This is a genomic window from Leifsonia sp. 2TAF2 (assembly GCF_052115085.1).
Taxonomy (GTDB): Bacteria; Actinomycetota; Actinomycetes; order Actinomycetales; family Microbacteriaceae; genus Leifsonia.
Genome location: NZ_JBFRFY010000004.1, coordinates 1 through 17345, shown reverse-complemented (window position 1 = coordinate 17345; position 17345 = coordinate 1). Strand labels below are relative to the sequence as shown.

18 protein-coding genes are annotated in these 17345 nt (G+C 69.9%); 9 read left to right on the top strand and 9 right to left on the bottom strand.

Annotated elements, in window-relative coordinates:
• Both AB4Z18_RS18880 and AB4Z18_RS18875 read left to right on the top strand, forming a co-directional pair.
• Positions 1–1452, top strand: a complete 1452-nt coding sequence (locus AB4Z18_RS18880) for a GH1 family beta-glucosidase (protein WP_441784309.1) — start codon at positions 1–3, stop codon at positions 1450–1452.
• A 27-nt stretch (positions 1453–1479) separates the two neighbouring features.
• Positions 1480–2502 carry a LacI family DNA-binding transcriptional regulator gene (locus AB4Z18_RS18875; RefSeq protein ID WP_441784308.1) on the top strand — a complete coding sequence of 341 codons (1023 nt, stop codon included), beginning with the start codon at positions 1480–1482 and terminating at the stop codon, positions 2500–2502.
• A gap of 102 nt (positions 2503–2604) precedes the next feature.
• On the opposite strand, the gene AB4Z18_RS18870 is transcribed toward AB4Z18_RS18875, so the two are convergent.
• Positions 2605–3150, bottom strand: a complete 546-nt coding sequence (locus AB4Z18_RS18870; RefSeq protein WP_441784307.1) for a CGNR zinc finger domain-containing protein — start codon at positions 3148–3150, stop codon at positions 2605–2607.
• A gap of 36 nt (positions 3151–3186) precedes the next feature.
• On the opposite strand from AB4Z18_RS18870, the gene AB4Z18_RS18865 reads away from it, so the two are divergent.
• Together AB4Z18_RS18865 and AB4Z18_RS18860 are read left to right on the top strand one after the other, a co-directional pair.
• Positions 3187–4851, top strand: a complete 1665-nt coding sequence (locus tag AB4Z18_RS18865) for a hypothetical protein (RefSeq protein ID WP_441784306.1) — start codon at positions 3187–3189, stop codon at positions 4849–4851.
• An 11-nt stretch (positions 4852–4862) separates the two neighbouring features.
• Positions 4863–5729 (top strand): alpha/beta fold hydrolase, encoded by an 867-nt coding sequence (locus AB4Z18_RS18860; protein ID WP_441784305.1) that lies wholly within the window; start codon positions 4863–4865, stop codon positions 5727–5729.
• A 9-nt stretch (positions 5730–5738) separates the two neighbouring features.
• Here the strand turns inward: AB4Z18_RS18860 and AB4Z18_RS18855 are convergent, their stop codons facing one another.
• Positions 5739–6563 (bottom strand): phosphatase PAP2 family protein, encoded by an 825-nt coding sequence (locus tag AB4Z18_RS18855; protein ID WP_441784304.1) that lies wholly within the window; start codon positions 6561–6563, stop codon positions 5739–5741.
• Between the two features lie 73 nt (positions 6564–6636).
• Entirely contained in the window at positions 6637–7524 is an 888-nt protein-coding gene (locus AB4Z18_RS18850; RefSeq protein ID WP_441784303.1) for a DNA-methyltransferase, read from the bottom strand.
• Positions 7525–7555: 31 nt separating this feature from the next.
• Between AB4Z18_RS18850 and AB4Z18_RS18845 the strand changes: the two genes are divergently transcribed.
• Both AB4Z18_RS18845 and AB4Z18_RS18840 read left to right on the top strand, forming a co-directional pair.
• Positions 7556–8437 carry a hypothetical protein gene (locus AB4Z18_RS18845; protein WP_441784302.1) on the top strand — a complete coding sequence of 294 codons (882 nt, stop codon included), beginning with the start codon at positions 7556–7558 and terminating at the stop codon, positions 8435–8437.
• A gap of 46 nt (positions 8438–8483) precedes the next feature.
• Positions 8484–8906 (top strand): hypothetical protein, encoded by a 423-nt coding sequence (locus AB4Z18_RS18840; RefSeq protein WP_441784301.1) that lies wholly within the window; start codon positions 8484–8486, stop codon positions 8904–8906.
• 30 nt (positions 8907–8936) lie between these two features.
• Here AB4Z18_RS18840 and AB4Z18_RS18835 read toward each other — a convergent pair whose 3' ends face one another.
• Together AB4Z18_RS18835 and AB4Z18_RS18830 are read right to left on the bottom strand one after the other, a co-directional pair.
• Positions 8937–9725, bottom strand: a complete 789-nt coding sequence (locus tag AB4Z18_RS18835) for a hypothetical protein (RefSeq protein ID WP_441784300.1) — start codon at positions 9723–9725, stop codon at positions 8937–8939.
• Positions 9726–10241: 516 nt separating this feature from the next.
• The gene (locus tag AB4Z18_RS18830; RefSeq protein ID WP_441784299.1) at positions 10242–10718 is read right to left on the bottom strand and encodes an ATP-dependent zinc protease family protein; all 477 of its coding nucleotides are present in this window, start codon (positions 10716–10718) and stop codon (positions 10242–10244) included.
• Between the two features lie 26 nt (positions 10719–10744).
• On the opposite strand from AB4Z18_RS18830, the gene rimK reads away from it, so the two are divergent.
• Complete coding sequence (gene rimK, locus AB4Z18_RS18825; RefSeq protein ID WP_441784298.1) at positions 10745–11944, top strand: 30S ribosomal protein S6--L-glutamate ligase; 1200 nt, start codon at positions 10745–10747, stop codon at positions 11942–11944.
• Here the strand turns inward: rimK and tal are convergent.
• Positions 11931–13034: a transaldolase gene (gene tal / locus AB4Z18_RS18820; RefSeq protein WP_441784297.1), complete on the bottom strand. Its 1104-nt coding sequence runs from the start codon at positions 13032–13034 to the stop codon at positions 11931–11933. The two genes, rimK and tal, sit on opposite strands and share 14 nt — an antisense overlap.
• A gap of 29 nt (positions 13035–13063) precedes the next feature.
• Positions 13064–13645 (bottom strand): GTP cyclohydrolase I, encoded by a 582-nt coding sequence (folE, locus tag AB4Z18_RS18815; RefSeq protein ID WP_441784296.1) that lies wholly within the window; start codon positions 13643–13645, stop codon positions 13064–13066.
• Between the two features lie 85 nt (positions 13646–13730).
• On the opposite strand from folE, the gene AB4Z18_RS18810 reads away from it, so the two are divergent.
• Positions 13731–14399: a helix-turn-helix transcriptional regulator gene (locus AB4Z18_RS18810; protein ID WP_441784295.1), complete on the top strand. Its 669-nt coding sequence runs from the start codon at positions 13731–13733 to the stop codon at positions 14397–14399.
• A gap of 15 nt (positions 14400–14414) precedes the next feature.
• Here AB4Z18_RS18810 and AB4Z18_RS18805 read toward each other — a convergent pair whose 3' ends face one another.
• Together AB4Z18_RS18805 and AB4Z18_RS18800 are read right to left on the bottom strand one after the other, a co-directional pair.
• On the bottom strand, positions 14415–15353 hold the full coding sequence (locus tag AB4Z18_RS18805; RefSeq protein ID WP_441784294.1) for a PrsW family intramembrane metalloprotease: 939 nt from the start codon (positions 15351–15353) through the stop codon (positions 14415–14417).
• A 151-nt stretch (positions 15354–15504) separates the two neighbouring features.
• Positions 15505–16068 (bottom strand): helix-turn-helix domain-containing protein, encoded by a 564-nt coding sequence (locus AB4Z18_RS18800; RefSeq protein WP_441784293.1) that lies wholly within the window; start codon positions 16066–16068, stop codon positions 15505–15507.
• Positions 16069–16174: 106 nt separating this feature from the next.
• Here AB4Z18_RS18800 and AB4Z18_RS18795 point away from each other — a divergent pair, with 106 nt between their 5' ends.
• Positions 16175–17080 (top strand): SDR family oxidoreductase, encoded by a 906-nt coding sequence (locus tag AB4Z18_RS18795; RefSeq protein WP_441784292.1) that lies wholly within the window; start codon positions 16175–16177, stop codon positions 17078–17080.
• Positions 17081–17345: the final 265 nt, after the last annotated feature.

Sequence of the window (17345 nt, the reverse complement as noted above, 5' to 3'; positions counted from 1 at the left end):
ATGAACCGCACCTGGCCCGATGGCTTCCTCTGGGGATCGGCCACCGCGGCCGCACAGATCGAGGGCGCCGCCCACGAGGACGGCAAGGAGGACTCGATCTGGGATGCGTTCGCACGCGTCCCCGGTGCGATCGCCGGCGGCGACACCCCCGAGGTGGCGGTCGACCACTACCACCGGATGCCGTCGGACGTCGCGCTGATGGCGTCGCTCGGACTGCAGTCGTACCGATTCTCGACCTCGTGGGCGCGCGTCAAGCCGGGCGACCGCTTCGTCAACGCAGCGGGGCTGGCGTTCTACGACCGGCTGGTCGACGAACTGCTCGGCGCGGGTATCCTGCCCTGGCTGACCCTGTACCACTGGGATCTGCCCCAGGCGCTCGAGGAGAAGGGCGGATGGGCGACCCGCGACACGGCGTATCGGTTCCGCGACTACGCGGTCGCGGTGTACGACGCCCTCGGCGACCGGGTGGACCACTGGACGACGTTCAACGAGCCGCTGTGCTCCTCCCTCATCGGGTACGCGGGAGGTGAGCACGCACCGGGCCGTCAGGAGCCGCGCGCGGGGCTCGCAGCCCTCCATCACCAGCACCTGGCGCACGGACTCGCCGCCTCGGCGATCCGGTCGCTGGCGGACGAGCGGGGCACGGCTTCCGAGTTGAAGCTGGGCATCACCCTCAACCTGACCACCGCGGTGCCGAACGATCCCACCGATCCGGTGGACCGGGAGGCGGCTCGGCGCATCGACGGACTGTGGAACCGGATGTACCTGGAGCCGCTGCTCCTCGGCGCCTACCCGGAGGACGTGTTGCAGGATGTGCGCGAGCACCGCTTCGAGGAGCTCGTGCTCGACGGGGACCTGGCTACCATCGCGCAGCCGATCGACTTCCTCGGCGTGAACCACTACCACGACGACAACGTGAGCGGGCATCCACTCGGGGCGGAGGAACCCGCCGCCGTCGTGCCGACTCCCCGGCCCACCTCGTCGCCGTTCGTCGGCAGCGAGTACGTGACCTTCCCGTCGCGGCACCTGCCGACCACGGCGATGGGCTGGGAGGTCAACCCGGACGGCCTGCACGCGCTGCTCGTGCGCCTCACCCGCGACTACCCGACGCTGCCCCCGCTCTACATCACGGAGAACGGTGCGTCGTACGACGACACCGTCTCAGCGGGCGGCGCCGTGCACGATTCGGAGCGCGAGGCGTACATCCTCGCCCACATCGACGCGGTCGGACGCGCGATCGACGAGGGCGCCGACGTACGGGGCTATTTCGTGTGGTCGCTGCTCGACAACTTCGAGTGGGCGTGGGGGTACGCGAAGCGGTTCGGCATCGTCCGGGTCGACTACGAGACCCAGGAGCGCACCGTGAAGGACTCCGGCCACGCGTTCGCCAGGATCATCGCGGAAGCACGGGCCGGTGAGATCGTGGAGGAGGCCGCCGCGTCCCGCGTCTAGCATGGACGCAAGCGACGAGGAGACCGGATGACGACCGAGCAGATCACCGGCGGGGCCGTGCCCACGCTGGAGGCGGTGGCCGCGCGCGCAGGCGTGTCGCGGGCGACCGTGTCGCGCGTCGTCAACGGGTCGCCGAAGGTCACGGCGGAGGTCGTCGCGGTGGTCGAGCGCGCCATCGCCGACCTGAATTATGTCCCCAATCGTGCCGCCCGGTCCCTCGCGTCGCGCCGCACGCAGGTGGTCGCGCTGGTCGTTCCGGAGTCGACGGCGAAGGTCTTCGCCGACCCGTTCTTCGCATCCATCGTGCAGGGCGTCGCGCTGAGCCTCGCCGACACCGAGTACACGCTCAACATGGTCATCGCGTCCGAGACGACGCCGGACAAGACGCGGCGCTACCTGATGGGCGGGAACGTCGACGGAGCCCTGGTCGTCTCGCACCACTCGGGCGACCATTCGTATGCGCAGCTCGGCACCACGCTCCCCCTGGTGTTCGGCGGACGCCCGGTCAGCGAGACCGAGCACCTGTCGTACTACGTGGATGTGGACAACGTCGCCGGCGCCGAGGTCGCCACCCAGCACCTGATCGACCGGGGCCGCCGTCGTATCGCCCTCATCACCGGCCCGCAGGACATGCCCGCCGGCCTCGACCGCTTCAACGGCTGGAAGCGGGCGATGGATGCGGCGGGCCTCGACACCACGATGGTCGCGTTCGGCGACTTCTCGCCCGCCTCGGGCCTGGAGGCGATGCGCCGGCTGCTCGCGGACGGCCGCCCCATCGACGCGCTGTTCGCCGCCAACGACCAGATGGCCGCGGGCGCGTACTCCGCGATCCACGAGGCCGGCCTGAGCATCCCGGGCGACATCGCGGTGGTCGGGTACGACGACGACAGCTTCGGGCTGATGTCGACGCCGCCGCTGACGACCGTGCACCAGCCCTCCATCGGCCTGGGCGAGGCGATGGCTCGGGTGCTGGTCCGGCGGCTCGCCGGCGAGCACGTCGAGCGGGTGACGCTCCTCCCGACCGAACTCGTCGTGCGCCAGAGCAGCTGAGCGCCGGGTCTCTCCCCCCCGCCATCGAGTCCGCGAAGTTTGCACGGCTCAGCGGCGTGTCGTGTGCAAAGTGTGCGGACTCGACGGTGGGGCGGGATCGCTTCAGGAGCGGGCGGTGCGCTTGCGGGCGCGGTAGGCCGCCGCCTTGGCGCGGTCGCCGCAGCCGGCCATGCCGCACCAGCGGCGGTTCGCGGCGCGTGACGCGTCGAGGAACGGGCGCGTGCAGTCTGTCCCCTCGCACCACTTGAGGTGCGCGACGTTCTCGGGGCGGAAGGCGTCGACGGCCGCGCGCGCGATCGCCGCGAGACACGACGTCGAGTCGCCGGTGGTGGTGACCGAACGGTCGGCGGCGAGCACGGCGACGGGGATGCTAGACGCTGCGTAGCGGTCGAGGGTGCGGACGGCGGCAGTGTCGAGCGGCTGCGCGGGGTCGCTGGTCAGGAGCGCCCAGATCGTCTCCCGCAGCGCCAGCGCCTCCGCGTGCTCGGCCTCTGTGACGGCGGGAGGCGCATCCACGAGTCCTGCGTCGGCGAACCATTCGCCGAGCGCTTCCGGGGTGGGGACGCGCTCGACCGCCGTCGTGCGCCGCTCGGCGACGGTCGCGACGAAGTCGAGGGCGAAATTGCCCGCCACGAACTCGAATGCCACGTCACCATCTTGACAGGTGACGCGGAGGAGGGCAACGTGTCGATGGTGAGCAGACGAAGCGGAGTCATCGTCTACGTGGCCGCGGCGGTGCCTGCACGGTCGGCCGATGCGGGCGCGATCGTGGCGGCCGTGCTCGCGGGTACGGCGTCCGGCGGTCCGGCCGTCGGCGGTCTTCTCGCCGGCGCCTTGACCATCCCTCACCTGGTCGGCCCGCTCGCCGGACGCCTCCTGGATGCGCGGCGCCGGCCCGGTCCGGTGCTCGCGGGCGCGTTCGCCTGGTACGGAGTGTTCATCGTCGCAGCGGCACTCCTCCTGCCGGTCAGCACGGCCGCAGCCGCGGTCGCCCTGGCGGCGGCGGGATGCGCAGGGCCGCTGGTCACCGGCGGCCTCAGCAGCCGGCTCGCTCCGCTGCTGGAGACGCGCGCGCGTGCCGCGGCGGAGGGACCGACAGAACGGCCGGCCGACACCGACATCGACACCGGCATCGATGCCGCTAGCCCGCGCCAACGCCGAGGGCAGGCCATCGACGCGCTCACCTACGGGGTCGCGGGAGCCGTCGGCCCCGCGGCGATCGCCGTCGCGGCGACGGTCCTGACCCCGCGCGGCGCCCTGGCCGCGACCGCGGGCCTGCTGGCCCTTGCCGCCGTTCCCGTGCTCTGGCTTCCTGGCGCATCCCGTACACCCCCGCGCACCGCGACCGGCGGTGTGCTGCGCCTGCTGGTCGTCATCCCTCCCCTTCGGCGGACCACCGTCGCGACCGTCGGATCGGCCACGGCCCTCGCCGCCGCGCCGGTGATCGCGGTCGCGCTGGCGACGCAGCGGGGCGCATCCCCGTCCTCCGCCGCCGTGCTGATGTCCCTCTACGGCATAGGCGGCCTGGTCGCCTCCCTGCTCCTCATCGTGCGTCCGCTGACCGGCGCGCCCGAGCGGCTGGTCCGCCTCGGCGTGGCGGCCGCCGGGGCCGCACTGCTGCTCCCGTTGCTGGCGCTACCGTTCCCCGCGGCCGCCACGGCCACCGGCGGCGTGGCGTTCGCGGTCGTCGGCGCCGTCAGCTCCGTCCTGTTCGCGGCGACACTCGCCGCGCGCACGGAGTACTCGCCGCCCGGCGCCACCGCCCGCGTCTTCGCGACGGTCGCGGGCGTCAAGGTCGCCGGCAGCGCCATCGGCGTCGCCGCGGCAGGGCTGGTCGCCCCGCTCGGCGCGGCTCCGCTGACGCTGTGCGCCGCCGTGGTCTGCGCGCTGACCCTCGCGGCCGTCTCGGTGGATGCGGCGGCTTGCGGTCGGAGCCGACGGGCGTACCGTCGCGGCATGCCCACCTACACTGCGAAGCGGCCCCTCGAGGGCGATGCCGACGAGTACTTCGACTACGTCTCCGACCCGGAGAACCTCCCCGCGTACTTCCCGCGCATGACCGAGGCGCACGAGCTCCCCGACGGCAAGGTCGAGACGACGGCCCATGTGGACGCCGACCACGACGGCACCGACGAGACGGTCACGTCCGAGGCGAACTTCGACGTGGACCGTGCCGCTCGCGAGGTGCGCTGGTCGGCCCCCGGCCCGCACGACTATCACGGCTCGCTGCGCCTCACCGATGACGGCGTCGAGCTGACCATCCACACGACGCAGGAGTTCGACGGGATGCAGCAGGCGCTCGACGGATCGCTGGAGAAGATCGCCGGAAACCTGCGCGAGAAGGCCTGACCCTCCCGAGCATGTTCGACGGCTTCGAGATCGCCGACGTGGATGTCGGCGAGGCGAGCATCCACGTCCGCCACGGTGGCGACGGTCCACCGCTCGTGCTGCTGCACGGGCATCCCCGCACCGGAGCGACCTGGCACCGGGTGGCGCCACTGCTGGTGGAGCGCGGGTTCACCGTCATCGTCCCGGACCTGCGCGGTTACGGCCGCTCGAGCGCGCCGGTGCCGCGACCGGATCATTCCCAGGCGTCCAAGCGCGCCATGGCCGACGACATCCTCTCGCTCATGCGGACTCTCGGCCACGACCGCTTCGACCTCGTCGGGCACGACCGCGGCAGCTACGCGGCGTTCCGGCTCGCGATGGACCACCCCGACGTCGTGCGGCGCGTCGCGCTGCTCGACTGCCTGCCGATCGTCGAGCATCTCGACCGCATCACACCCGAGTTCGCCACCGAGTGGTACCACTGGTTCTTCTTCGCCCAGCCGGAGGTGCCGGAGCGCGTGATCAACGCCGACCCGGACGCCTGGTACCACGGGGATCCGGAGGCCATGGGCGTGGAGAACTTCGCCGAGCGCCGGGAGGCGATCCACCGGCCGGAGGTCGTCCGGGCCATGCTGGAGGACTACCGGGCGGGGCTCACCGTCGACCGCGCGGACGAAGAGGCCGACCGCAGCACCGGACGGCGACTGACCGTCCCCACCCTCGTTCTCTGGTCACTGCGCGACGACCTCGAGCGGCTGTTCGGCGACCCGCTCGCCATCTGGCGGGACTGGGCGGTGGATGTGCGAGGGCACGGCATCGACTCGGGTCACCACGTCGCCGAGGAGGCCCCCGAGCAGCTGACCCGAGACCTCTCGGCGTTCTTCAGCGGCGAGGGCTGATCGTCCCGCTCACGCCAGCCGCCGGTATAGCCGGTTGCCCGCAGCGGCCAGCACGAACCCGGTCGCCACGATCGCCGCGACCCCACCCGCATACGCGATGAACAGGTGCTCGGTGCCCGTCTGCGCCGAGAAGTAGGTCACCAGCAGCGCCACGACGGACCCGATCCCGCAGACCGCTCCGATCCAGACGAGCGGCCACAGCTTGCTGCGCACCGGCGGCTCGGCACCGGGCAGCCGCAACCACGACAGCACGATTCCGGCCAGGCACCCCCAGAACGCCACCACCAGCATCCCCGCCACCACGTCGCTCGGGCGGTGCCACTGCTCCACGAGCGTGGACGCTCCGGCCGCGATGGCGAACACCGAGCCGATCACGGCCGCGAGCGGGCGGAACCTAGGCGACGCCAACAGGAAGACGACCAGCGCAGCCGACGCCGCCACCGCGGTGTGCCCGGACGGGAGCGAATTGGCGAGCCCCACATCCACCCCCTTCTCGGGCCGGGACAGGATGGTGTACTTCAGCAGCTGCGTGCTCACGTTCGCGCCGATGGCGGCGCCCACGGCGATCGCGAACACCAGCCAATTGCGGCGCACCAGCACGATGATCACCGCGACGATCGCCCCGATGACGACGGAGGCGACGGGCAGCGCGTCGAGGAAGCTCTGCGCGAAGTCGATCACAGCGCCCTTCCAGGCGTCCGCCCCTGCGAAGGCGCGCTCGTCGATCACCTGGCCGATGTAGCTCCGCACGAAGATCAGGTAGACGGCCGCGAACAGCCCCGCCGACACCAGCGCACCCCACAGGAAGGGCAGTGCTCGGAGGGTCGATCGCATAGTGCATCCACCCTTCCACACACCGCCCTGAGAATTCCGGATGAACGCCGGGGAGGTGTGGAGAGAGCGCCCCTCAGTCGACGAAGCGGACGATGGGATCGCTGGCGGCGAGCCGGTCGCGCATGACCGCGATCGCGGCCGGATTGCTGTCGACGAGCAGGAAACGACGACCCAGGGCGGACGCGACGGCGCCCGTGGTGCCGCTGCCTGCGAAGAAGTCGAGAACCCAGTCGCCTTCGCTGCTCGACGCCTGGACGATCCGGCGGAGCACTCCCTCCGGCTTCTGCGTGGGGTAGCCCGTCTTCTCGCGCCCGGTCGGGGAGACGATGGTGTGCCACCAGACGTCCGTCGGGAGCTTGCCCAATTGCGCTTTCTCGGGAGTCACGAGGCCTGGCGCCATGTACGGCTCCCGGTCCACCGCGGCGGAGTCGAAGTAGTAGGCCGACGGATCCTTCACATAGACGAGGATCGTGTCGTGCTTCGCCGGCCACCGGTTCTTCGGCTTCGCGCCGTAGTCGTACGCCCAGATGATCTCGTTGAGGAACGACTCGCGACCGAACAACGCATCCAGCAGGACCTTGGCGTAGTGCGCCTCGCGATAGTCGAGGTGCAGGTAGAGGGTGCCGTCGTCGGCGAGCACCCGCCACGCCTCGATCAGCCGTGGCTCCAGGAACCCCCAGTAGTCCTCGAAGCGGTCGTCGTAGCTGAGCAGATCCCCTTTGATGCGCTCGTAGCTGCGGCCCTTGAAGCCGATCACGCTGCCCGCTCCGCCCTCCGACCGCACAGAAGTGAGCGTCTGCCGGGCCTGCGGGCGGCCGGTGTTGAACGGCGGGTCGAGGTAGATCAGCCGGAAGGAGGCGTCCGGCAGAGCCGCGAGCACTTCCAGGTTGTCGGCCTGCGCGACGGTGCTAGGTGCATCCGGGTGCCACAGCGGGCGAGCTGCGGGGACGGGATGCGACATGCGTCCATTGTCGCAGTGGGGAGAATGGACTGTGCACAATCTCGGTCTCCTCTTCGACGTCGACGGTCCCATCGCCAGTCCTGTCACGCGTACCATCGCCATCCGCAGCATCGTCACCGACCTGGTCTCCATGGCGGCGGCAGGCGTGCCGATCGCGTTCATCACCGGTCGCTCGGGCGATTTCATCCGCAACCAGGTGGTGAACCCGCTCTGCGACGCCGGGCTCGGTGACGCGCTCGACCAGCACGGCGCGCGGATGTTCGGCGTCTTCGAGAAGGGCGGCGCCTGGGCTCCGATCACGGGCGACGGGATGGGCGAGGTCACCGTGGATGAGACGGTCGCCTTCACGCCCGAAGCGGTCGACGGCATCCGCGGGCTGGTGCGCGACCGCTTCGCCGACACGATGTTCTTCGACGAGACGAAGCGCGCGATGATCTCGGTCGAGCAGCGCACCGACGTGGATGCGGACACGTACGCCGAGGCGCAGGCGCGGTTCCAGGATGCGGCGTTCGACCTGCTCACCGGCCTGGGCGTCGGCCTCCGCTACGGCGAGCGCGTCGCGCCGGACGCCGACGACCAGGTACCGTTCCGCATCGACCCGACGATCATCTCCACCGACATCGAGTCGGTTCTCCTCGACAAGGACCGCGGCGCTCAGCGCGCCTTCGACTACTTCGCGGCGCGCGGGCCTCTCCCGCGGCGCTGGCGCTCGGTCGGCGACTCACGCAGCGACTACAAAATGGCCGACTTCGTGCACGACGCCGGCTACGAGGTGGCCCACGTGGACGTGCGCCCGGCCGACGGCGTCCTGAAGCGCCCCTACGAGGTGATCACCATCGGCGACGCCATCCACGACGACGCGGGTGCCGAGTTCCTCGCCCACTGGCGGCGGGAGCTGGGGCTAAGCTCTTGAGGTCACGTGTGTCCCGCCGTGCTGGCCCCCACAGTATCGTCGACGCATGGCTACGCTCCTTCGCGGAACACAACGAATTGTCCTGATCTCGGTGGTTTTCGGAGCGTTGACCGCACTACTGACGGGGTGCGTGTCGAGCTACAGCCCCTTCGATGTCGAACGCTCGGAGAAGGACGCACTGCCGGAGTCGGTGCAGACGGACTCCGTGCTGCGAGACAGTTCTCGGCTGGTAGGGAGCCACGACAACATCAGTTTTTACGCCGCCAAGCCGCTGGATCACAAGCTCGTGGCGTGCGTTGTCGCATCGAAGGACGGTGAGCGCCTTCTTGAAGGATGCGGAAGTGGCGCAACCTTCGGGTTGTCCGTTCCGGGGCTTCTCGTGCGGTACTACGCAGAGTCATACGGTGGCAGTCCCGAGCGTCCCTGGGTGAAGATCTCTCCCAATCTCCTTGCACGGATCGGCTCCTGACCTGCAAGAAACCGATCCGTGCAACCGCACCTAGTCGAGCACGAATTCGACGGGTTCGTCACTTCGTGAGACCCGGCCGAATTCGTACGCCTTGCCTGGCTGGATGTCGGCAGTATCCGAAACGACGAGATTGGGTGAGAGCGCAGCCCACGGAGTGACGGAGCGGGACAACGCTCTTGGACTAGTCGCTGCCGAATCGGGCAGGAGCAGGGCAGTTATGCCCCGGTATCCGGGCCTTGTCGGATCGTCGAATGCGCCGACCGAAACCCCGTTCTTCTCCGCAGCCTCGGGGGTATTGCAGGCGGACGCGTAGACGTCCTGCTCAACCAGATGGGTGATGACGCAGATGTTTCCAGCATTATCGGCGGCAGCCCAAAACTCGGTGCCGTCGCCCGTCCCGAGCAATCGCACGCTCGACGCGTCAACGCCGTCGACGCCATGCATGGCGAGAACAGCATCCGACGGAATAGCGGAAACCGTGCGCGTTTTCGCAGCGACTGTCGTTCCCAGTAACGAGACCACCTTCGCCGGTGCGAGGCTCTCGCTACCCCTCGGTATGGGATCCACGCTTCCCTTAGCGCCGGCCACCCCAATGAGAGAGCCGATGGCCACGGCCAAGACGGTCGCGAGGACGCCGTAGCCCGCTACGCGCAGACCGTTCGGTTTCAGTACGAGTATTTGCATGTCATCCCTACCTTCACGGAACCATCGGAACTCGAACCCCAATGGCAACCAGAGAAGGCGCCCGCGATCCTTGGATGCGAGAACGTGGCCCAGTTGCCGTTCGTCGATGTTGCCCCGGCAATTTGGCCCTGCCATGAGTAGACGTTCAAGATGGAGAAAGTGCGTGCAGTGACTGCGAAACCCCGCGCTCCATTCATGGTCGCCTGGCCGCTACTCTTGCTCTGGCCGCCGACTGTCGCGCCACTCCAAAATTGCGACTCGGCCGCCTGAGCGGTAATCGGGATGGAGCAGAGGCCCACGACCGCAGCGGTAAGAAGGATTCCCGCCCGTTGTCTTCGAGTCAGCCGATGTTCGCTCATGGTGGAGGCGGTCTGCCCGCTCGTAATCGGTGTTCTTCGCAATTTCGTCCTTCCGGTGGATGGGCGTCCCGCCAGGAGTTTCCGAACCCTCCAGCCGATTGCCCGAAAGCTACAGCGCTGGCACCCTCCGGCTGCTCCCAGGACGCTTGATGACCCCAGCAAGTGCATCGACCGCACCCAGAGCGATACCCCTCCAAATCGCTCTGGCTGTGCGGAACAACCGTCAAAGCGAGTCGAGATTCGAACGCCTTTAATGCGGCCATGCGGAGGACACCGCGGCGGGAGCTGGGCCTCAGCTGAGCTCCCGGCCGCGGTTGCGGCGACGGATCTCTCGGGGCGCCCGGCCGCCGAGGAAGGAGCGGGCCGGGTCCACCACGAACCCCTGGCGCAGCGCCTCACGGCCCACCAGCATGCGGAAGCCCATCTGGTCGCGGTTCGTCAGCGTCGTCTCGGCGCGGACCGGACGGCCGCCGAGCACCAGATCGAGGAGCACGACGATCCGCTCCTCGGTGTGCCCGGAGGAGCTGCGCACCACACGGCGGTCATGGACGGCGCACTCAGTGAGCACCGCATCCTGCTCGGAGTCCTGCCACGGCTGCACCCGGAACCGCACCCGGTCGCCGGGGAGCTCCTCGATATCGAAGGCGTGGAGGGAGGAGCTGCGTGCGCCGGTATCCACTTTCACCTTGATCCACGGCACGCCGACACCGGGGAGGCTCGCCCACTCGCGCCAGCCGACCGTGTCGGTGGTTGGATGGGTGTCGGCCATCCCCCCATCTTCGCAGGAGCTCCCCCGTGAAACTCGCCATCCTCTCGCGCGCCCCGCACGCGTACTCGACGCAACGGCTGCGCTCCGCCGCCGAGAACCGAGGCCACACGGTGAAGGTGCTCAACACGCTGCGGTTCGCGATCGACCTCTCCGGCGACGAACCGGACCTGCAATATCGGGGCCGCCTGCTCTCCGACTACGACGCGGTCCTGCCCCGCATCGGCAACTCGATCACCTACTACGGCACGGCCGTGGTGCGACAGTTCGAGCAGATGGATGTGTACACGCCCAACACCGCCAACGGCATCACCAACTCCCGCGACAAGCTGCGCGCGACGCAGATCCTCTCTCGCCACAACATCGGGATGCCGCGCACGGCCTTCGTGAACAGCCGGGCGGACGTCCGCATGGCGATCGAGCGGGTCGGCGGTGCGCCGGTAGTCATCAAACTGCTGGAGGGCACCCAGGGCATCGGTGTCATCCTCGCCCCGGAGGCGAAGATCGCCGAGTCGATCATCGAGACGCTCCACTCGACGAAGCAGAACGTCCTCATCCAGAGTTTCATCGCCGAGAGCCGCGGGCGCGATATCCGCGCCCTCGTCGTCGGCGACCGGGTCGTCGCGGCGATGCGGCGGGTGGCGAGCGGCGACGAGTTCCGCTCCAACGTGCACCGCGGCGGCACGGTCGAGAAGGTGGAGCTGACACCGGAGTTCGAGGAGGCCGCGGTGCGGTCCGCGCAGATCATGGGATTGCGGGTGGCCGGCGTCGACATGCTGGAAGGCAACGACGGTCCGCTCGTCATGGAGGTCAACTCCTCCCCGGGGCTCGAGGGCATCGAGCGGGCGACGGGACTGGATGTAGCGGGCGCCATCATCGACTTCATCGACAATCAGGTGGGCTTCCCCGAGATCGACGTACGGCAGCGGCTCAGCGTCTCCACCGGCTACGGGGTGGCCGAGCTCCTCGTGCACACCAATGCGGACATCGTCGGCACGTCTCTTCGCGACTCCGGACTGGGCGAGCGCGACATCACGGTGCTCACGCTGCACCGCGGCGCGTCCGTCATCCCGAACCCGCGGAACGGCGTCGTGCTGGAGGCGGGCGACCGCCTGCTGTGCTTCGGCCGGCTGGAGGAGATGCGGTCCATGATCCCGGACCGTCGCAAGCGTCGCTCCAAGGTCCGCAAGCTGCCGAAGGAAGCGCAGGAGGCGCTCAGCGAGGACTGAGCGCCGCGGCGAGTTCGTCCGACAGCCGGCTCCAGGCGTCGGCGAACTTCGCGATGCCCTCGCCCTCCAGCACGGCGACGACATCGTCGTAGTCGACACCGACCACGGCGAGCGCGTCGAGCACGGCGCGTGCCTCGTCGTACGTCCCGCGCACGGAGTCGGCGGGGATGACGCCGTGATCGGCGATCGCGTCGAGCGTCACCTCGGTCATCGTGTTGACGACCCCGCGGGTGACGAGGTCGACGACGTAGCGGGTGTCCGGGTACGACGGATCCTTCGTGGAGGTGGATGCCCACAACGGCCGCTGCGGGAGCGCGCCTGCGGCGTGAAGCTGCCTCCACTCGTCTCCGTCGAGCATCCTCTCGTAGGCCTGGAAGGCGAGCCGGGCGTTGGCGACCGCCGCCCGGCCGCGCAGGAGCCCGGCCTCCGGTGTCCCGATCGCGTCGAGTCGCTTGTCGACCTCGCTGTCGACGCGGGACACGAAGAACGAGGCGACCGATGCGATGCCGGCCGGATCATGGCCGTTGCGCACGGCCTGCCGCATGCCGTCGAGGAACGCATCCATCACCTGGCCGTACCGCGCGAGCGAGAAGATGAGCGTCACGTTGACGCTGATCCCCTCGGCCAGGCACGCACTGATCGCTGGGATCCCCTCGAGGGTCGCCGGGATCTTGATGAACAGGTTAGGGCGGTCGACGGCCCACCACAGTGAGCGCGCCTCCGCGATCATGCCAGCGGCGTCGTGCGCGAGCCGCGCATCCACTTCGATGGAGACGCGCCCGTCGACGCCGCCGGTCGCGTCGAAGCAGGGACGGAGCACGTCGCAGGCGTCGCGCACGTCGTGAGCCGTCAACTCCCGCAACGCCTCGCCGACCTCCGCTCCGCGAGCGGCCAGGTCGTCGAGCTGCGCCTGATACGACTCGCGCTTTCCGATGGCGGCGGCGAAGATCGTCGGGTTGGTGGTGACGCCGGTCACGTAGCGGCTCTCGACGAGGGATGCGAGGCGGCCCGAGCGCAGCATCCCCCGGCCGAGGTCGTCCAGCCAGATGGAGACGCCGGCGTCGGCCAGCGCGGCAAGGGGATCGGTCATGATCGGTGTCCTTCCTTCGATTCCGGGCGTCAGGGCGCGATGCCGGTGACGGCCAGGAACTCGGCGCGTGAGCGGGCGTCGTCGCGCAGGGTGCCCAGCAGGGTCGAGGTGACGGTGCTCGATCCGACCGCGTTCACCCCGCGCAGCGTCATGCAGGAGTGTTCGGCGGCGATCACGACGCCGACCGCGCGCGGCTGGAGGCGGTCCTGCAGCCAGTCGGCGACCTGCTTCGTCAGCCGCTCCTGCGTCTGCGGACGGCAGGCGAACAGCTCCACCACGCGTGCCAGCTTGGAGAGCCCGAGGATGCGGTCGCCGGGCAGGTAGGCGACCCAGGCTCTTCCCGTGAACGGCAGCAGGTGGTGCTCGCAGAGCGACCGCACGGGGATGTTGCGCGCCACGACCAGCTCGTCGTAGCCCTCGTCATTGGGGAACGTAGTCAGCTCGAACGGCCGCGGCGTCAGCATCTCGGCCCAGGCCCGCGCCATCCGGCCCGGCGTCTCGCGCAAGTGGTCGGAGTCGAGCGGCACGCCGAGGGCCGCCAAGAACGCCTCCGCCGCGACTTCGGCCGCCACCGTGTCGATCCCGCCGCGTGCCAGTACCGTCTCGCCCATCGTTCAGCCTCTCGCCGTCGATCTTCTCTCAGGGTGCGACCGCTCAGGGCTTTTTGTCAAGATCCATTGTTGTTAGAGTGTGGGCATGGACGAGCACCGCCGCGATCCGGCCCTGGATGCGCTCAGCGCACTGTCGGACCCTGCCCGTCGGAGGCTCTACGACTATGTGACCTCCCGCACCGCGCCGGTCGGCAGGGAGGAGGCGGCGACGGCGACGGGGATGAGCCGCACCCTGGCCGCCTACCACCTCGACCGCCTGACCGAGGCAGGCCTCCTCGATGCCGGGTACTCCCGCGAGGCGGGACGCGGGGGCCCCGGAGCGGGACGGCCTGCGAAGCGGTACATCCGCAGTTCGCGCGAGCTGACCGCGTCCGTCCCGCCCCGCGACTACCGGCTGCTCGCCGAGTTGATGACCGATGCGGTCGCCGCCGACGATAGCGGCCGGCTGCGAGAGGCGCTCCTGGTGGCGGCGGAGGCGGAGGGCAGGCGGAGCGCGTCACCCGACCGCTCACTCGAGGAAGACCTGGCCGAGCGCGGGTACGAGCCTGCATCCGAGGCGGGCTCGGAGGGCTCGGAGACCACGCTGCGCAACTGTCCGTTCCACCGGCTGGCCCAGCGTCACACCGACCTGGTGTGCGGCGTCAACCACGCGCTGCTCCGCGGACTGCTGGCCGGGCACGAGGACGACCCCGACCGCGCGCATCTCTCGCCTCAGGCTGGGCGGTGCTGCGTCGTGCTGAGCAGCGCATCCTGAACCCTCGCCGACACCTCACACGATCGGCTGCTCGGCCATCCTCCGCCGTTCGGCACGGTGGTAGTGCCGCAGCACGAGCCACAGGGTCAGGATGCCGCCGGCGGCGACCACGATCAGCACGACGATGTACAGGATGCCCGCCAGGGCGGTCACGGCCGAGGCGGTCTGCGTGCTGAGGCCGCCGGAGGTCGTGAGCTCCTCCAGCGCGCCGCCGTTCAGGATCAGCGCGAGCACGGCCGCCAGGTCGCCCGCCGCATCCCAAAGCCCGTGCAGGATCGCGACGCCGACGTAGGTGACCACGATCCAGATCGAGAAGCGGAAGCGGTCGCGCCCCCGAGCGGCGCCGAACAGCACCGCGCCGAGCACGGCCGTCCAGAGCACGTGGCCGACCGGCGCGAGGATGGCGCGCAGCACCTCCGTCTGCAGCAGCGACACCAGGTCGATGCCCTGGGAGGTGATGGCCGCGTTGAACGCATAGCCCGCCGACTCGAACGCGGCGAACCCGGCACCGACCGTGGCGCCAAGGAGGGCGCCCTGCTTCGCCGTCTTCGGCACCACCCGCCAGCCGATGATGACCAGCAGGATGCCCTTCACGAGCTCCTCGATCAGGCCGACAAGTAGGTACAGCCAGTAGCTCTGGTGCAGGTTGACTTCCAGCAGCGAGGCGCCGAGCACGCCGAAGATGCCGCCGACGAAGAACGCGAGGACCAGCTGCAGCGAACTGACGCTGCCCGTCACCCGCTCGATCGCGAACAGCACGACGCAGAAGGGCACCAGGAAGCTGCCCAGCAGGATCAGCGTGGGGATCAGGTTGGTGTTGGACGTCGCGATCGTGACGACGATCGTGAGAATCCACAGGGCGAGCCCGGCGAGCAGCGTCTTCCACCACCAGCCGTGATGGTGGTGGGGATGCGGCGCCAGGTCAGGACGGTCCACCCAGGTGTCTGCCGCCATCGGTCGTCCCCTCGCTCGGACGCCCGAGCCGGGCGTGTAGCGTCATCCTCCCACCGGGTCGCGGCGGAGCAAGGTGCCGAGTGGTGACACCTTGTCGCCATTCGGGAGGGATTCGCGCATCCACTCACCGCTCGGCGGCTGTCGGGGCGGGTCAGGAGAGGGCGCGGAAGCGGGCGATGGCGTCCGCGAGGAGGTCGCGCAGGTCGAGGGGCTCCGCCGAGGTGGTCCACCTCTCGAAAGCCAGCCGGAAGGCGGCCATCGCCACCTCCGCAGCGACGGCGGCCTCGGCCGGGTCGGCGCCGCGGGCGGTCAGTGCCCGCGCGGAGGCCGAGGTCACGGAGGCGAGCTTCAGCAGCTCGCGCTCCTGCAGGCTGGGGTTGGCGGCGATGACCGCGGCGCGGCGGCGCGGGAAGTCGCGGTCGGGATTGCTCTGCAGGTAACCGGCCGCCGCATCCATCCCCGCCACGGCCGCGGCGAGCACCGACGCCGTCGCTGGGGCCGCCGCGATCGCCGCGAGCACCGTGGCCTGGAATTCGGCCGAGCCGTCGAACAGCACCTCGCGCTTGTCGGCGAAGTGACGGAAGAACGTGCGCTCCGTCACGCCCGCGCGGGCCGCGATGTCGGCGACCGTCGTCTGCTCGTATCCGGGATCGAGGTACAGCTCGAGGGCAGCGCGCATCAGGCGCCCGCGCGCACCCGGCTCCCAACGTCCCATAAGACGATCATAGTGATGACACATCCTGACATGAGTGCTACGCTGACGACAGTTTCTGACATCACTGCCATCCGACGGTGATGCACGACACGTGAAGGAGCACACCATGCAGGTATTCGTCACAGGCGCCTCGGGATGGATCGGATCGGGCGTCGTGCCCGAACTCGTCGCCGCGGGTCACCAGGTCCGCGGGCTCGCCCGGTCGGAGCAGTCGGCGGCGCGGCTGCGCGCGGCCGGAGTGGAGCCCGTGCCCGGCGGGCTCGACGACTTGGGCAGTCTCCGGTCGGGAGCGGAGAACGCGGACGCGGTCATCCACCTGGCCTTCAAGCACGACTTCAGCAACTTCGCGGCGTCCGGGCGCTCGGAGCGCGCGGCCATGGAGACCTTCGGCGAGGCGCTCGCGGGCACCGGCAAGCCGCTGCTGTTCGCCTCCGGCGTCGCCCTTGTCCGTCCCGGCCAGGTGGTGACCGAAGAGGACGCCTCCCCCTTCACCGGGTCCGAGGCGCCGCGCGGAGGGGCGGAAGCACTGGCCCTCGGATTCGCGGATCGCGGCGTCCGCCCGATCGCGCTACGCTTCGCCCCCACCGTCCACGGCACAGGCGACCACGGTTTCCTGGCGACGCTGGTCGGCATCGCCCGGGAGAAGGGCGTGGCCGGATACGTCGGCGACGGCGCGAACCGCTGGCCGGCGGTGCACCGCGACGACGCCGCGCGACTCGTCGTGCGCGCCCTGGAGAACCCGGACGCCGCTCGCGTCGTGCACGCCATCGCGGAGGAGGGCGTGCCCGCCCGGGCGATCGCCGAAGCCATCGGCCGTGGTTCCGGAGTGCCGGTCGCATCCATCGACCCGGACGACGTGGATGCGCACTTCGGCTGGATCGGCGCGTTCTTCGCCCTCGACGTCCCGGCATCCAGCGCACTGACTCGCGAGCGTCTGGGCTGGGAGCCGACCGAGGCGGGGCTCCTCGACGACCTGGCCGCGGGCCACTACTTCAGCCGCGCGGCCGCCTGATCGTCCTCGGCCCCGTCACGCCGGGCCCGGGGCGGTACCCGGCGGGGCGGGGTCAGTGGCGACATCTTGGCGCGCGACCGATGGCCTCTATTGGAGGGCACGCCTGGATCGCGCGCTACATTGCAGTCTGAGATGTGGAGGACAACATCCCATCGAGGATTGTGAGGTCGTTGCTGTGAAGGTGAGTATCGCGCCAGACGCGGTGATGCAGGGCGCGTCGGCGCTCGCGGGCGTTCGAGGGTCACTGCCGTCGGGTTGGTTGCCG

Bases quoted from the DNA above. Each gene is read 5' to 3' on its own strand.
- AB4Z18_RS18835 (WP_441784300.1), bottom strand. From the start codon at position 9,725: ATGGCAGGGCCAAATTGCCGGGGCAACATCGACGAACGGCAACTGGGC.
- AB4Z18_RS18875 (WP_441784308.1), top strand. From the start codon at position 1,480: ATGACGACCGAGCAGATCACCGGCGGGGCCGTGCCCACGCTGGAGGCG.
- AB4Z18_RS18830 (WP_441784299.1), bottom strand. From the start codon at position 10,718: ATGGCCGACACCCATCCAACCACCGACACGGTCGGCTGGCGCGAGTGG.
- AB4Z18_RS18880 (WP_441784309.1), top strand. From the start codon at position 1: ATGAACCGCACCTGGCCCGATGGCTTCCTCTGGGGATCGGCCACCGCG.
- AB4Z18_RS18855 (WP_441784304.1), bottom strand. From the start codon at position 6,563: ATGCGATCGACCCTCCGAGCACTGCCCTTCCTGTGGGGTGCGCTGGTG.
- AB4Z18_RS18805 (WP_441784294.1), bottom strand. From the start codon at position 15,353: ATGGCGGCAGACACCTGGGTGGACCGTCCTGACCTGGCGCCGCATCCC.
- AB4Z18_RS18850 (WP_441784303.1), bottom strand. From the start codon at position 7,524: ATGTCGCATCCCGTCCCCGCAGCTCGCCCGCTGTGGCACCCGGATGCA.
- AB4Z18_RS18860 (WP_441784305.1), top strand. From the start codon at position 4,863: ATGTTCGACGGCTTCGAGATCGCCGACGTGGATGTCGGCGAGGCGAGC.
- tal (WP_441784297.1), bottom strand. From the start codon at position 13,034: ATGACCGATCCCCTTGCCGCGCTGGCCGACGCCGGCGTCTCCATCTGG.
- folE (WP_441784296.1), bottom strand. From the start codon at position 13,645: ATGGGCGAGACGGTACTGGCACGCGGCGGGATCGACACGGTGGCGGCC.
- AB4Z18_RS18795 (WP_441784292.1), top strand. From the start codon at position 16,175: ATGCAGGTATTCGTCACAGGCGCCTCGGGATGGATCGGATCGGGCGTC.
- AB4Z18_RS18840 (WP_441784301.1), top strand. From the start codon at position 8,484: ATGGCTACGCTCCTTCGCGGAACACAACGAATTGTCCTGATCTCGGTG.
- AB4Z18_RS18800 (WP_441784293.1), bottom strand. From the start codon at position 16,068: ATGGGACGTTGGGAGCCGGGTGCGCGCGGGCGCCTGATGCGCGCTGCC.
- AB4Z18_RS18810 (WP_441784295.1), top strand. From the start codon at position 13,731: ATGGACGAGCACCGCCGCGATCCGGCCCTGGATGCGCTCAGCGCACTG.